Source organism: Micromonospora sp. NPDC005173 (assembly GCF_040608515.1).
Taxonomy (GTDB): domain Bacteria; phylum Actinomycetota; class Actinomycetes; order Mycobacteriales; family Micromonosporaceae; genus Micromonospora.
Genome location: NZ_JBEXIK010000002.1, coordinates 333,090 through 347,059 on the forward strand (window position 1 = coordinate 333,090; position 13,970 = coordinate 347,059).

Below are 13,970 nucleotides of genomic sequence, written 5' to 3' on the forward strand. Positions count from 1 at the left end.
TCGCCGACGTGCAGATGATCCGTCAGTCCAACTCGGCCAGCAGTCGCTCCACCTCGTGCTGGTCCGGCGACTCGATCTGCCGGAACAGCGCGAGCGCCCGGACCCAGTGCGATCGAGTCGCCGCCGGATCGGTCGGGCGCAGGCAGCGGGCGATGCCGTCCAACGCCCGGGCCTGCTCGTAGCGCGCGTTGATCCGCGTGGCGTCCCCCAACACCCTGCGGTGCAGGTCCAGCGCGCTGGCCACGTCCCCCTGATCGAGGATCGCCTGGGCCAACAGATTCCGCGAGGCGCACTGGCCGATCCGGTCGCCCACCCCGGTCATCTCGACGAGCGCCGCCCGGTACAGGTCGGCGGCCCGTTGCGGGCGGCCCGCTTCCCACTCCATCATCCCGATCTCGGTGAGCACCTCGCCCTCGCCGAACCGGTTGCCGGCCTCGCGCTTGAGGCGCAGCGCCACCCGCAGCAGCCGGCGGGCCGGCTCGCCGTGGCCCATCCGGTGCCGGATCATGCCCAGGTGCCCGATGGCATTGCCGACCTGCCGGAGGTCGCCGATCTCCCGGCCCAGCGACAGGTGGCGTCGGGCTGTACGCAGGGCCTCCTCGTGCCGGCCCCACAGCAGCAGCGCGATCGACAGATTGTTGAGCGCGTTCGCCAGCGGGACCTGCTCCTGCATCCGCCGCGCCAGCGCGGCGGATGCGTGGTAGCACTCCCGGCCCAGGCGGTAGTTGCCATTGGCGACGTGCGCGGTACCCAGGTTGCCCAGGGTGTTGCGGACATCGCGACGCGACCCGAGCCGGCGGTAGAGGTCGACCGCCCTCTCCATCAGCCGGATCGACTCGGAAAACCCGCCCAGCCGGTAGTGGGCCGAGGCGAGGTAGTTCAGCGTCATCGCCACCGCCGCGTCGTCACCCAACTCCTCCGCGGCGCGAAGGCCAACCGCGTGCGTTTCGATCAGCTCGTCGAGGCGACCGCCCTCGAACTGGGCGTACCAGCAGGCCCGCGCCAACTGCCAGCAGAGACGCGGAAATCCCTCGGTCTCGGCCAGCCGGACCAGGGCACCCAACGCGGGCATGTTCTCGTCGAACCAGACCCGACCCTGGGCCGCGATGGGCGCGACCAGGTCGGGGCAGGCCGGCTCAGGCAGCAGGATGAGCGAGTCGCCGGCGGAGAGCTCCGTCCTCCGGGCGATCGCCGCGGCGACGTGCAGGTGGTGGCCGAGCAGGCGCTCGATAGCGTCGCGCCGCTCGGCTGCCCGCTCCGGCGCGGCGACCAGCGTCCGCGCGTACTCCCGGACCAGGTCGTGCAACCGGTAGCGGTCCGACTCCGCCTCTTCCACCAGATGCGCGTCGACCAACTCGTCGAGCAGGTCCTGTGCCTCGGGTAGGGGAAGCTGCGTGAGGACGGCGACGATCGGGTTGTCGAAACGTACCCCCGGGTGCAGGCCCAGCAGCCGGAACGCTCGTTGCGCCGCAGGTGACACCTGGCCGTACGACAGGGCGAAGGCGCGGCCGACGGACCGCTCACCCGCCTCGAACTCGGCCAGCGGATCCCGCCGGGAGGTCAGCCGCTCGGCCAGGTCGGCGATCCGCAGGCGGGGCCGGTGCGCCAGTCGAGAACCGGCCAGCCGGATGGCGAGGGGCAGGTGGCCACAGCGGCGGACCACCTCGGCGGCTGCTTCCGGCTCCGCCGCCACCCGGTCCGCACCGGCCACCCGCCCGAGCAACTCGACCGCCTCGTCGGCGTCGAGCACGGGCAGCGACGACGGTCGTCCCTCGTCCACCCCGACCAGCCGGCGGCGACTGGTGATCAGGACAAGGCAGTGCGGGCCGTTGGGCAGCAGCGGATTCACCTGGTCGGCGCTGGCCGCGTTGTCCAGCACCACCACTGCGCGCCGACCGGCCAGCTCGGTCCGCCAGAGCGCCAGCTGGTCGTCCAGGTTCACCGGCACCCGCTCCGCCGGCACGCCCAGCTGACGCAGCAGGGTGGCCACGGCCGCGCCGGGCGTCAACGGGCTGCGCTCGCTGTGCCCGTGCAGGTCGATGAAGAGCTGGGCGTCCGGGTAGCGGTCGGCGAGAGCCGTGGCGACGTGCACGGCGACGGTTGTCTTGCCGCTGCCGGCCATCCCGTCGATCAGTTGGATCTGGGCGACGTTCTCCTCCACCTGCTTGACCAGGCGGCCAACCGTGTCCTGCCGGCCGGTGAAGTCACCGATCGCGCGGGGCAACGAGCGGACCGGGGCGATCGACCGGGTCTGCCGGCCTGACAGGGCCAGGTCGCCGGCGAGCACCCTTTGGTGCAGCTCCTGCAACTCGGCGCCCGGCTCGATGCCCAACTCGTCGGCGTAGAACCGCCGGCCCTCGCGGTAGACCACCAGCGCATCGGCCTGCCGGCCGACCGAGGCGAGGGCGAGCATCAGTTGGGCACGCAGCCGCTCCCGCAGCGGGTGCCGGTCGACACTCTCGGTCAGCTCCTCGATCAGCTCGTCGGCCTGCCCGAGGCGCAGCTCGACGTCGACGCACACCTCCAGTGCGGTGAGGCATTGCTCGTCGAGCGCCTGCGCGCGACGGCGGACGCTGCGGCTGGGGATACCGGCCAGCGCCGGCCCCCGCCAGAGCGACAGCGCGGCGCGGAATTGCTCCCGCGCGTCGGTCAACCGGCCTGCCGCCACGGCGGCCCGGGCCGCCTCCACTCCGCGGGTGAAGACCTCGGCATCCAGGTCCGCTGGCGCGGTACGGATGCCGTACCCCGCTGGGTCGGTGACGATGGTCTCCGGTGCCAGCCCGAGCTCGGCGAGCCGGCGCCGCAACCGCGACACGCAGGTCTGCAACTGTGCCCGGGCGGTGGCCGGCGGGCGATCCTCCCAGACCGCGTCGACCAGCTCCTCGACCGGCACCAGCCGGCCGGCACGGAGCAGCAGCATGGCGAGCACGATCCGGTCGCGACCAGCGGTGACCGTGGACTCGCCACGGCCGATCCGCAGAGGCCCCAGGATCCCGAACCGCATCTGCTCCCCCGCATCGACAGTGCAACTTCCAGCAGAGTAGCCCGACGATCACGGATCGCCCCGATCCGCCGAGAGTGATCTGAGAGTGGATCGACAGCGGCGCACCGAAGACTCACTCCGGGTTGTCGGTGACGACATCCGACGGGGGCGGTGCGCCCGTTCCACCTCAGCGGGCGGGCGCACCGATGTCGGTGGAGCGCGGACGGCGACAGGGGGCACCGGGCGGAGACGCCCGGTGCCCCTTTCGCTGTCTGTCGGGTCAGCGACGGCCGACGGTGAGCACCGGCTTGGTGACCTCGGCGAAGAAATCGTTGCCCTTGTCGTCGACCACGATGAAGGCGGGGAAGTCCTCCACCTCGATCTTCCAGACCGCCTCCATGCCCAGCTCCGGGTACTCCAGGACCTCGACGTGCTTGATGCAGTCCTGGGCGAGGCGGGCCGCGGGGCCGCCGATCGAGCCGAGGTAGAAGCCGCCGTGCTGCTGGCAGGAGCGGGTCACCTGGCCCGACCGGTTGCCCTTGGCCAGCATCACCTGCGAGCCACCGGCGGCCTGGAACTTCTCCACGTACGCGTCCATCCGGCCGGCGGTGGTCGGGCCGAACGAGCCGGAGGCGTAGCCCTCGGGGGTCTTCGCCGGGCCGGCGTAGTAGACCGCGTGGTCGCGCAGGTACTGCGGCATCGGCTCGCCGGCGTCCAACCGCTCGGCGATCTTGGCGTGCGCGATGTCCCGGGCCACCACCAGCGGGCCGGACAACGACAGCCGGGTCTTCACCGGGTACTTGGACAGCTCGGCGCGGATCTCGTCCATCGGCCGGTTCAGGTCGACCCGGACGACCACCTCGGCGTCGAGCGAGTCGTCGGTGACGTCGGGCAGGAAGCGTGCCGGATCGGTTTCCAGTCGCTCCAGCCACACGCCCGACGGGGTGATCTTGGCGACGGCCTGCCGGTCCGCCGAGCAGGACACGGCGATCGCCACCGGGCAGGAGGCGCCGTGCCGGGGCAGCCGGACCACCCGTACGTCGTGGCAGAAGTACCGGCCGCCGAACTGCGCGCCGATGCCGAAGTTGCGGGTCAGCTCCAGCACCTCCGCCTCCAGCTCCAGGTCGCGGAACCCGTGGGCGCTCAGCGAACCGGCGGTGGGCAACGCGTCGAGGTACTTGGCGCTGGCGTACTTCGCGGTCTTCAACGCGTACTCGGCGGAGGTGCCGCCGATGACGATGGCCAGGTGGTACGGCGGGCAGGCGGCGGTGCCGATCAGCCGCAGCTTCTCCTCCAGGAACTGCATCATCCGCGTCGGGTTGAGCAGCGCCTTGGTCTCCTGGTAGAGGTACGACTTGTTGGCCGACCCGCCGCCCTTGGCCATGAACAGGAACTTGTACGCGTCGGGGTGCCCGTCCGGGTCCTCGGCGTACAGCTCGACCTGGGCCGGCAGGTTGCTGCCGGTGTTCCGCTCGTCCCACATGGTCAGCGGAGCGAGCTGGGAGTAGCGCAGGTTCAGCTTGGTGTACGCCTGGTAGACGCCCCGGGAGATGGCCTCGGCGTCAGCGCCGTCGGTCAGCACGTGCCGGCCGCGCTTGCCCATCACGATCGCGGTGCCGGTGTCCTGGCACATCGGCAGCACTCCGCCGGCGGCGATGTTGGCGTTGCGCAGCAGGTCCAGCGCGACGAACCGGTCGTTCGGCGAGGCTGCCGGGTCGTCGATGATCGCCCGGAGCTGGGCCAGGTGCGCCGGGCGCAGGAAGTGCGCGATGTCGTGCATCGCTTCGGCGGTCAGCGCGGTGAGCGCGGCCGGTTCCACGGTGAGGAATCGGCGGCCTCCCGGGCCGTGTACGACGTCCACGCCCTCGTCGGTGACCAGGCGGTAGTCCGTCTGGTCGGGGCCGGTCGGCAGCAGGGGGGCGTACGAGAATGCGGCGGCACTGCTCATGAGCGGCAAGCCTAGGGCAGACCGGTCGATCATTCTCACCCGCCGGGCGGTCCTGGGACGCCGCTCTCACCCGCCGGGTCCGCCCGCGCTTCCGACTCGTCCCGGCCACCGCCGCTGATGGCGGGGCACGCCCTGCCGACCCGCCCGCTCAGCCGTCCTTGCCGCTGCCCGGGTCGGGGCATTGTTCCCGCTTGGGGCCGCAGGTGCCGTCGTCGCCGGGGTTGGGGCCGGTGCCGCCTGGGCCGGTGCCGCCCGGGCCGGGGGTGCCGCCGTCGCCGGGCCGCGGGGCAGGGGTGCCGCCGGTGGCGCCGCCGCCGAAGCGGACGTACCCGATTTCCCGGCCCTCGCCGATGATCATGCCTTGCGGCCCGACCGCGAGGGCGTTCGAGGAGGTCCGCAGGGCGGCCAACTCCCGGCCGGTCCGCGGGTTCACGGCGACCAACCGGGTCGGCTTCTCGTCGGCGACCACGGCCGCGTACGGAGTGAGCGCGGCACCGGACTTGCCGCTGGCGGGCCGGGTCCACATAACCCGGTCGGTGCCGAGCTCGCGGGCCACCACCGAGCGCTTGTCGGCCGCCCGGAATAGGGCGTAACGGTCGTCGACCGCGATCAGCCGGGTCCCTGGTTCGCCGACCCAGAGCAGCCGCCCGTCGTACCCGTCGATGACCGCCTCGCGGCCATCAGGGCCGACCCCGATCAGTACGTTCCGTGCGCCCTGCGGGTCCTCCCGCTGCACGCAGCCGGCACTGTCGGCGGTCCGCAGGTTGACCCCGGCGCGCTGCCAGGCCTCCTGACCGGTCGCCGGGTCCCGCGCGGAGATGGCGAAGTAGCAGGTGCCGTCCTGGGAGCGGGCGGTGATCCGCAGCATCCGGCCACCCACCACCGAGAGCCGCTCGTCCTGGCCCGGCTCGACGTTCTGCAGTACCCGCCCGGTGGCGGTGTCGACCACGTGTACGCGGCCGTCGACCGGGAAGCCGAGCAGCGGTGGCACCGGTTCGGGCCCGGCCACCCCGTCGTCGATCCGGGTGGTGGTGATCCGGCGGGTGCCGCGCAGTCCTGGGTTGTCGGCGAGCAGCCCGCTGTGCACCCCGGGCAGGAAGGCCGTCCACAGTGGTGCGGTGCCGCGGGGGTCCCAGGCGCTCAGCGTGCAGTCGGTGGCGTCCGTGCAGTGGGCGTCCAGCAGCAGGTTGCGGTACGTCCAGACGGCCACCGCGTCGTCGTCGCGCCGCCGGGTCACTCCGGTGGTCGGGTCGAGCAGCTCGTACCCCTTGACCAGCAGCTTGCCCACGGCGACGACCGGGTCCCGGTCACCGCCGGCGACCGCCGACCAGTCCGCCTTGCGCTCCCAGAGCTTGGCGCCGGTGGCCAGGCTTCGGGCTTCGACCCGGGTGCGTTGCTCGACCACCACGGCGTCGCCGGCGATGGTCACGCTGCGCGGGGTGCCGCCGACCCGCTGCTGCCAGACCACGTCCGGGTCGGAGATGGGTTGGCTGCGGTCCAGCCAGTCCCACAGGCCCGGAAAAGGGTTCCACACGCCGGTGGCGGCGAGGGCGACGACCACGGCGAGGCCAAGCAGCAGCCCGCCGCGCACGCTCCCCTTCGCCACACCGCACACCGTAGCCACGATCACGGATCTTCCGTACGCCCGCGCCGCCGTGTCGCCGCGCTTTCTGGGCCCGGAGGTGTTATCAGAGGACCGTTCCTCCGCCGGAGGCGCTGCTCCTTACTGGCGTATCGCGCTGCGGATCAGGGGGAGGGTGCGGTACGGGATCTGTTCGGCGAGCGCGATTATGGTGCTGGCACGGGTGATGCCCGCGGAGGAGACGATCTGGTCGATGACCCGTTGCAGGTCGGTGTTGGAGCGGGCCACGATCCGGCAGAGCAGGTCGCTGGAGCCGGTGATGGTGTGCGCCTCCAGCACCTCGGGGATGGCGGCGAGGTGGGCGGTGACCGGGTCGTGGCCGTGCCGCTGACTGATCTCCAGGGTGACGAAGCTGGTCACCGCGAACCCGATCGCGGTCGGTGAGATGTCCGGGCCGAAGCCGCCGATGACCCCCCGGTCGACCAGCTTGTCCAGCCGGGCCTGCACGGTGCCCCGAGCCACCCCGAGCCGCCGGGAGCACTCCAGCACCCCGATCCGTGGCTCCTCGGCGAGCAGTTCGATCAAGCGCACGTCGAGCGCGTCGAGCTGTACAGCCTGCTCACCGTTCATGGGTTCAGACCATACCGAATGCGCAACCTGACCAGCGTTTACTCCGACAGTTGCCCACTCGGGGGTGGCGGCGCGATCCTCGCCACAGAAACCAACCACGGCGGCCCACGAGGCCGGCCGGTACGCGAGGGAGGCCACCATGACCCAGGCGATCGACCGACCCCAGTCGACCGAGGACGTCGATGTCGACGTCGACCGGCTCGTCGGCGCTGTCGACCACGACATCAGCCACGACCCGTTCCCGGTCAAGGGCCTCGACCACGTGCACTTCCTGGTCGGCAACGCCAAGCAGGCCGCGCACTACTACTCCACCGCGTTCGGCATGACCTGCGTGGCGTACCGCGGCCCGGAGCAGGGCTACCGGGACCACGCCCAGTACGTGCTGACCAGCGGCTCCGCCCGGTTCGTCCTGACCGGCGTGGTGCGCCCTGACGCCGACGGCGCCGAGCACGTGGCCCGGCACAGCGACGGGGTGAGCGACATCGCGCTGGAGGTGCCGGACGTCGACACCGCGTACGCGCACGCCATCGCGCAGGGCGCCACCAGCGTGGTCGAGCCGCACGAGGTGACCGACGAGCACGGCACGGTCCGGCTGGCCGCCATCGCCGCGTACGGCGACACCCGGCACACGCTGGTCGACCGGTCCCGCTACACCGGCCCGTTCCTGCCCGGTTTTGTGGCCCGCGGCCCGATCGTGGACCGGCAGCCGATGATCGACGCCGGCATCCAGCCGAAGCGCTTCTTCCAGGCCGTCGACCACGTGGTCGGCAACGTGGAGCTGGGCCGGATGGACGAGTGGGTCGAGTTCTACAAGCGGGTGATGGGCTTCTCCAACATGGCGGAGTTCATCGGCGACGACATCGCCACCGACTACTCGGCGCTGATGAGCAAGGTCGTGGCGAACGGCACCCGCAAGGTCAAGTTCCCGCTGAACGAGCCGGCGGTCGCCCGCAAGAAGTCGCAGATCGACGAGTACCTGGAGTTCTACCAGGGGCCGGGCGCCCAGCACATCGCGGTCGCCACCAACGACATCCTGGGCAGCGTCGACGCGATGCGGGCCGCCGGAGTGGAGTTCCTCGACACCCCGGACTCGTACTACGAGGACCCGGAGCTGCGCGCCCGGATCGGCAACGTGCGGGTGCCGATCGAGGAGCTGAAGGCTCGCCGGATCCTGGTCGACCGGGACGAGGACGGCTACCTGCTCCAGATCTTCACCAAGCCGGTCCAGGACCGCCCGACCGTCTTCTTCGAGCTGATCGAGCGGCACGGCTCGCTCGGCTTCGGCAAGGGCAACTTCAAGGCGCTCTTCCAGGCGATCGAGCGAGAGCAGGAAGCCCGCGGCAACCTGTAACACTTGCAAGCGTGACGCAGCCTCCGTCGTACCCGACGCCGCCGGTCGGTGGGCCCCCGCCTGCCGCCGGCGGCGTCGTGCCGCCCAGCCCACATCCCCAGGGGTACGCCGTGCCGCCGCAGTACGCCCCGCCGGGGTACGCCGTGCCGCCGGGGTACGCCCCGCCCGGGTACGCCCCGCCGCACTGGTACGCCGGACCACCCCGACCGGTGACGCCGCCACCGACGCTGAGCCCGGGCGGGCAGCCGCTGGCCAGCTTCTCCGACCGGCTGCTGGCCGCCCTGATCGACGCTGCGGTGTTCATGACGATCGGCATGGTGCTCGCTGTGCCCGCGGTGATCATCTTCTTGATCGTCGTCATGCCCGACCTCGTCCAGGTCACGCCGGACGGCACCGTCAGAGAGCCCGACTTCCTCAACGACTTCCTGGTGCCGATGCTGTGGCTCGACCTCGCGATCATCGTGGTCTCGATCGTGATCTCGTACATCTACCACGTCGAGATGATGTTCAAGACCGGCCAGACCCTCGGCAAGAAGATGATGAAACTGCGGATCGTGCCGCTCGACCCGGCCCGCACCCTCGACCGTCGGGCAGCCGCCAAGCGGTACCTGGTGCAGCAGGGCGCCGGCCTGGTTCCCGGCCTGAGCTACCTCGACGGGCTGTGGCAACTGTGGGACAAGCCCTGGCAGCAGTGCCTCCACGACAAAGCCGCCCGAACGGTCGTCGTTAAGGTGTCCGGGTGAGCGTGCAACCCGGCTGGTACGTGGACCCCGCCGACCCTGAGACCCGGCGGTACTGGGACGGTGAGGGTTGGCTCGGTGCACCCATCCCCGTCGACGCCACCCCGCCGGAGGGACCGCCCCCGGTCGAACCCCCGCCCGCCCCGGTCGAACCCACGGCGCCGGCCGCCCCGGTGACCGCCCCGCCGGGCTTGCCGCCGCACCCCGGGCCGGGTTCGCAGCCGGGGCACGGCCCGGGTTGGGGACCGCAGGCCGGTCCGCCGGGCTGGGGACCGCAAACCGGTCCGCCCGGCTGGGGACCGCAGGGTGTTCCGCCGGGCCAGGGACCGCAGGGTGTTCCGCCCGGCTGGGGACCGCAAGCCGGTCCGCCCGGCTGGGGACCACAAGCCGGTCCGCCCGGCTGGGGACCACAGGGTGTTCCGCCCGGCTGGCCCGGACGGCCGCCCGAGCCGCGCCCGCACGGCCTGCCGCTGGCCGGCTATGGCGCCCGTTTCACCGCCCGGCTGATCGACTTCGCCATCGTCTTCGCGCTGAACGCTCTGGTCAATGGCTGGTTCGTCTGGCGACTGATCCGGGAGATGCTGCCGTACATGCGGGAGGTGTATCGGCGCCAGTTGGCCGGCAACCCGTCCACCGAGGGGCTGCCGGAGGTCGGCCCGCAGGCTGGCAACCTCATCGTGGTGATCCTGCTGATCGCCACCGCGCTCTGGCTGGCGTACGAGGTGCCCGCCATGGCCGCCGGCGGGCAGACCGTCGGCAAACGGCTGATGCGGATCCGCGCGGTGCCGCTCACCGCCGACCAGCCGCTGGGCTTCGGCCGGGCGCTAATCCGGTGGACGACGCTGGGCCTGCCCACCCTGGCCTGGTACTGCCTCGGGCTCGGCCTGATTCTGCAACTGGTCGACGCCCTCTCCCCACTCTTCGACCATCCGCTGCGTCAGGCGCTGCACGACAAGCGCGCACAGACGGTGGTCGTCCAACTCCCCGCCATCGCTTCCGCCACCCCGAACGACCGCACCCAGCCCTCGGGAGACACCCCATGACCGACCCCGGACGTCAGCAGCCGGCGCAACGGCTGACCCGCGCCGACCTGGACGCCCTGCCCAGCTACGTACCAGGGCGCAGCCCCGCCGACCTGGCGCGGGAGCTGGGTCTGCCGGAGGCGATCAAGCTGGCCAGCAACGAGGTGCCATACGGGCCGCTGCCCGGCGTGGTGGAGGCGGTCACCGAGGCGGTCACCGCCGCGCACCGCTACCCGGACATGGGCGTGGTGGCGCTACGCGACGCGCTGGCCCAGCGGTACGGGGTCGACGCCGACCGGATCGCCACCGGCTGCGGGTCGGTGGCGCTCGCCGACCACCTGGTCCGGGCCACCTGCCTGCCCGGCGACGAGCTGCTCTACTCGTGGCGGTCGTTCGAGGCGTACCCGATCATCGCGGCGACCAGCGGCGCGACCAGCGTGCGGGTGCCCAACGACGCCGGGCACGGGCACGACCTGGCGGCGCTGGCCGCGGCGGTGACCGACCGGACCCGGATGATCCTGGTCTGCAACCCGAACAACCCCACCGGCACGGCGGTACGCCGGGCCGAGCTGGACCGGTTCCTCGACGCGGTACCGGACGACGTGTTGGTGGTCATCGACGAGGCGTACCGGGAGTTCGTCACCGACCCGGACGTGCCGGACGGGCTCGGCTACCTGGACCGGCCGAACGTGGCAGTGCTGCGCACCCTGTCCAAGGCATGGGGCCTGGCCGGGCTGCGGGTCGGCTGGCTGGCTGCCCAGCCGGTGGTCGCGGCGGCGATCCGCAAGGTGGTGACTCCGTTCTCCACCAGCACCGCTGCCCAGGCCGGGGCGCTCGCCGCACTCACCCAGGCCGAGGAGATGGAGCGCCGCTGCGCCCTGGTCGTCGCCGAGCGGGAGCGGGTCACCGAGGCGATCCGGAAGTTCGTGCCCGACGTGCCGACCAGCCAGGCCAACTTCGTCTGGCTACCGCTCGGCGAGCGGGCGGTGGCGTTCGGTAAGTCGTGCGAGGCGCGCGGGGTGATCGTCCGACCGTTCGCCGGGGACGGGGTCCGGGTCACCATCGGCACCCCGACCGAGAACGACGCGTTCCTGGCCGCCGCGGAGGCGTCGCTGACCTGACCCGACCGATCTCGCCGTGCTGGCCCGCCGATCCGTCGGGTCGCCGGCGAATCCCGGCCGGCCGTTGAGACCCCGCCGGCGGCCGTGCGTCAGCTCGGCCGTCGGCGGCGAGCGGCCAGCCAGCCGGCGAGGCCGGATGGCCGACTCGCCACGATCAGGTGGCGGCCAGGATCACCGCCTCGGCGGTCAGGTAGTACCGCTGGTCGTCCCCGTCCGGATCGACCGGCTCGCGGAGCCGCTCCACCGCGAGGTAGCCGTCCGCCGCCGCCACCGCTCCGGGCGCCCAGCCCGTACCGTCCGAGCCGACGTTGAGCGAGAAGCGGGAGAGCTGCGTACCGGTCACCGGATCCAGCGTCACCAGGTCGTTCGCCTCGGTCAGCAGGTGCACACGCCCGGGTTGGACGGCGAGCACCCGGGCCGTCGTCCCCAGACCCTCGAACCGCCACAGCTCTTCGCCCGACCGTGCCGACCGGCCCACCGCCACCCCGTCGAGCACGGCGACAGCCTGCTCACCGATGAGGGTTGCTCCGGTCGGGTCCAGCGCGGGGGCGGCGGTCGGCTCGCTGGCGCCCAGCAGCCAACCCCGGCCACCCGCGTCGCCCGGCCCGGCGGTCCGCAGGGCCGGGCAGACAGACCGTCCGGTGCGGCATCCGAGTGGGGTCACCAGCAACCCGTCCGGGGCACCCGACGGGCGCCAGCGGTCGCGCACCGCACCGGTCGCCGCGTCCCGGAACTCGACCGTGGCCAGGCCGGCGCAGCTGTCCAGGCCGATCAGCTGCCCGGACACGGCGGTGCCGACGTCGCTGCGGCAGCGCCCAGGCAGGTCGACCCTCCACAGCTCACGGCCGCCGGCCAACTCCACACCGCGCGCCTGGGTGTCGCTGGTGACCACCAGCACCGTCCGGCCGTCCGCCAGGTCGGTGAGGTAGAGCCCGCGCGGGTCCCAGACGGTGGTCGCCCCGGTACGCCGGACCACCGCCCCGCTCTCGGCGGGCACCGGCCCGTCGGCCCTCCACAGCACCCGGCCGGTCGGTGCGTCGAGCGCGACCAGCCGGCCGTCGGACCAGCGGCTGACCACCGTGCTGCCGCTGGCCACCACCCCGGTCAACTCCGCCGGCCAGCGCCGGTAGGACCAGTACGGGGTGGTCCGGTGCCGGCCGTCGACCGGCCGGTCGGCATAGACCTGACGGTGCGCGGCGTACACCCGCAGCCGGGCGTCCACGATCAACGGGGCGACCGGCAGCCGACCGACCACCCCGACGGGTGGCTGGGCCGCGGCCGGGTACGCACCCCGGGCCACCGTGCTCACCTCGGCCGGCGCGAGCACCCGGTGGACGATGACCGCGACCACCGCAGTGGCGAGCAGCGCCGCGACCGCCGCCACCAGCCGTCGTCGGCCCTTCGGGAACCCCATGCCCCACCTCCGCCCGGCACCCTACCCAGCGGAACCGGCCGGACCCCGGTCAGGTCACGCCGTGCTGGGCGTGGTCAGGCGGGGTGATCGTCGCCGCCGCCCGGGACGGGGGAATCGACGGACCGAGCTGGCCGGAACGAGGTCAGGCGGCTTCGACGGAGCCGGTGGCACCGGCCGCGACGGCCAGATCGGCGAGATCACGCCGGAGCGCCACCTCGACCGCCCGGGCGGCGAGCCCGCCGAGCAACAGCGCCACCACCCGGCCGTACGGGGCGGTCGGCACCGCCTCCTGGGTGACGGTGATCGCCGTGCAGCCACGGCGGCGACGCTGGACCTGCCGCAGGCTCCAGGTGATCCGGTATTCCGCGCCGGCACCGGATGAGCAGAGCACCAGCCGGTGGGGGGCGAGCGCCTCCACCACCAGGAACTCCTCGGTCAGAGTGCCGCCGCCTGGCTGGACACGCTCCTCACGCCATGCGGTGCCCGGCCCGAACGGACCAGGGGTGAGCAGCTCGACCGGGCCGGCGGTGGTCAGCCGGGCCGCGCGGCCGGGCAGGTCGGTCAGCAGACGCCAGACATCGACAGCGTGCGCCTCGATGAACCCGGTAACCGCCACCGTCGACATGCCACCCTCCCGTGTCGTCGACGGTACGCGGCGTAAGGGCCGGACGGGGCCTCCGGGACGGAATTTCCACCGCCCGGAGGCCACGCTGTCCATTTCGGTGGCTGCTCGACGCCGGTCGTCGACCGGCCCGGCGACGGTCAGCGTTCGAAGCGACCCGCCCGGATCGCGCCGATGAACGCCGTCCACCCCGGCGGGCTCACGGCCAGTGTGGGCCCGGACTGGTCCTTGGAGTCGCGGACCGCGACCAGACCGAGGACGTCGACCAGGTTGTCCGCCACCTCCACGCAGAGCCCCTGGTCATTGGAACGGCTGCTGGTACGCCAGACCGCGCCCGCGAAATCGTGCATCGTCGTTACCTCCGTGTGCGATGGGATGCCCCACCGCTGCCGGCCAGGTGCCCGGCCCGTTCCGCACGGTGGGGCGACGGAATCCGCGACGATCAACGGGGAAACGCGGATCGGTGATCGCACAGCCGGTGCGATCACCAGTCCCATCAATGAGACGGTCGGCCGACCGGGTGAACAACCCGGTCCGGCAGTACCGAGGGCCCGGTT

11 protein-coding genes are annotated in these 13,970 nt (G+C 72.5%); 4 read left to right on the forward strand and 7 right to left on the reverse strand.

What is annotated here, in order from left to right; genetic code table 11:
* Nucleotides 1-22: 22 nt before the first annotated feature.
* The 4 genes from ABZV00_RS04620 to ABZV00_RS04635 all read right to left on the reverse strand — a co-directional run bounded on the left by ABZV00_RS04620 (nucleotide 23) and on the right by ABZV00_RS04635 (nucleotide 7,143).
* Entirely contained in the window at nucleotides 23-3,004 is a 2,982-nt protein-coding gene (locus ABZV00_RS04620; protein WP_355601830.1) for a BTAD domain-containing putative transcriptional regulator, read from the reverse strand.
* Between the two features lie 259 nt (nucleotides 3,005-3,263).
* The gene (locus tag ABZV00_RS04625; protein WP_328421121.1) at nucleotides 3,264-4,931 is read right to left on the reverse strand and encodes a fumarate hydratase; all 1,668 of its coding nucleotides are present in this window, start codon (nucleotides 4,929-4,931) and stop codon (nucleotides 3,264-3,266) included.
* A 148-nt stretch (nucleotides 4,932-5,079) separates the two neighbouring features.
* On the reverse strand, nucleotides 5,080-6,537 hold the full coding sequence (locus tag ABZV00_RS04630; protein WP_355601832.1) for a PQQ-binding-like beta-propeller repeat protein: 1,458 nt from the start codon (nucleotides 6,535-6,537) through the stop codon (nucleotides 5,080-5,082).
* Between the two features lie 117 nt (nucleotides 6,538-6,654).
* The gene (locus ABZV00_RS04635) at nucleotides 6,655-7,143 is read right to left on the reverse strand and encodes an Lrp/AsnC family transcriptional regulator (protein ID WP_328421125.1); all 489 of its coding nucleotides are present in this window, start codon (nucleotides 7,141-7,143) and stop codon (nucleotides 6,655-6,657) included.
* Between the two features lie 139 nt (nucleotides 7,144-7,282).
* Between ABZV00_RS04635 and hppD the strand changes: the two genes are divergently transcribed.
* From hppD to hisC, 4 genes are read left to right on the forward strand one after another with little or no spacing between them, the layout of a single operon-like run.
* Complete coding sequence (hppD, locus tag ABZV00_RS04640) at nucleotides 7,283-8,494, forward strand: 4-hydroxyphenylpyruvate dioxygenase (RefSeq protein WP_355601835.1); 1,212 nt, start codon at nucleotides 7,283-7,285, stop codon at nucleotides 8,492-8,494.
* Between the two features lie 11 nt (nucleotides 8,495-8,505).
* The gene (locus ABZV00_RS04645; protein ID WP_355601837.1) at nucleotides 8,506-9,237 is read left to right on the forward strand and encodes an RDD family protein; all 732 of its coding nucleotides are present in this window, start codon (nucleotides 8,506-8,508) and stop codon (nucleotides 9,235-9,237) included.
* Nucleotides 9,234-10,277, forward strand: coding sequence for an RDD family protein (locus ABZV00_RS04650; protein WP_355601839.1), 1,044 nt, complete (start codon nucleotides 9,234-9,236; stop codon nucleotides 10,275-10,277). The genes ABZV00_RS04645 and ABZV00_RS04650 overlap by 4 nt, the downstream gene beginning before the upstream one ends.
* Nucleotides 10,274-11,377, forward strand: a complete 1,104-nt coding sequence (hisC, locus tag ABZV00_RS04655; protein ID WP_355601841.1) for a histidinol-phosphate transaminase — start codon at nucleotides 10,274-10,276, stop codon at nucleotides 11,375-11,377. Before ABZV00_RS04650 ends, hisC begins: the two co-directional genes overlap by 4 nt.
* A 154-nt stretch (nucleotides 11,378-11,531) precedes the next feature.
* Here hisC and ABZV00_RS04660 read toward each other — a convergent pair whose 3' ends face one another.
* The 3 genes from ABZV00_RS04660 to ABZV00_RS04670 all read right to left on the reverse strand — a co-directional run bounded on the left by ABZV00_RS04660 (nucleotide 11,532) and on the right by ABZV00_RS04670 (nucleotide 13,763).
* The gene (locus tag ABZV00_RS04660) at nucleotides 11,532-12,791 is read right to left on the reverse strand and encodes a PQQ-binding-like beta-propeller repeat protein (RefSeq protein WP_355601843.1); all 1,260 of its coding nucleotides are present in this window, start codon (nucleotides 12,789-12,791) and stop codon (nucleotides 11,532-11,534) included.
* Between the two features lie 142 nt (nucleotides 12,792-12,933).
* Nucleotides 12,934-13,416 (reverse strand): SRPBCC family protein, encoded by a 483-nt coding sequence (locus tag ABZV00_RS04665; RefSeq protein WP_328421136.1) that lies wholly within the window; start codon nucleotides 13,414-13,416, stop codon nucleotides 12,934-12,936.
* 137 nt (nucleotides 13,417-13,553) lie between these two features.
* Entirely contained in the window at nucleotides 13,554-13,763 is a 210-nt protein-coding gene (locus ABZV00_RS04670; RefSeq protein ID WP_355601845.1) for a DUF397 domain-containing protein, read from the reverse strand.
* Between the last annotated feature and the right edge of the window lie 207 nt (nucleotides 13,764-13,970).

Bases quoted from the DNA above. Each gene is read 5' to 3' on its own strand.
- ABZV00_RS04665 (WP_328421136.1), bottom strand. From the start codon at position 13,416: ATGTCGACGGTGGCGGTTACCGGGTTCATCGAGGCGCACGCTGTCGAT.
- ABZV00_RS04635 (WP_328421125.1), bottom strand. From the start codon at position 7,143: ATGAACGGTGAGCAGGCTGTACAGCTCGACGCGCTCGACGTGCGCTTG.
- hisC (WP_355601841.1), top strand. From the start codon at position 10,274: ATGACCGACCCCGGACGTCAGCAGCCGGCGCAACGGCTGACCCGCGCC.
- ABZV00_RS04620 (WP_355601830.1), bottom strand. From the start codon at position 3,004: ATGCGGTTCGGGATCCTGGGGCCTCTGCGGATCGGCCGTGGCGAGTCC.
- ABZV00_RS04625 (WP_328421121.1), bottom strand. From the start codon at position 4,931: ATGAGCAGTGCCGCCGCATTCTCGTACGCCCCCCTGCTGCCGACCGGC.
- ABZV00_RS04660 (WP_355601843.1), bottom strand. From the start codon at position 12,791: ATGGGGTTCCCGAAGGGCCGACGACGGCTGGTGGCGGCGGTCGCGGCG.
- hppD (WP_355601835.1), top strand. From the start codon at position 7,283: ATGACCCAGGCGATCGACCGACCCCAGTCGACCGAGGACGTCGATGTC.
- ABZV00_RS04670 (WP_355601845.1), bottom strand. From the start codon at position 13,763: ATGCACGATTTCGCGGGCGCGGTCTGGCGTACCAGCAGCCGTTCCAAT.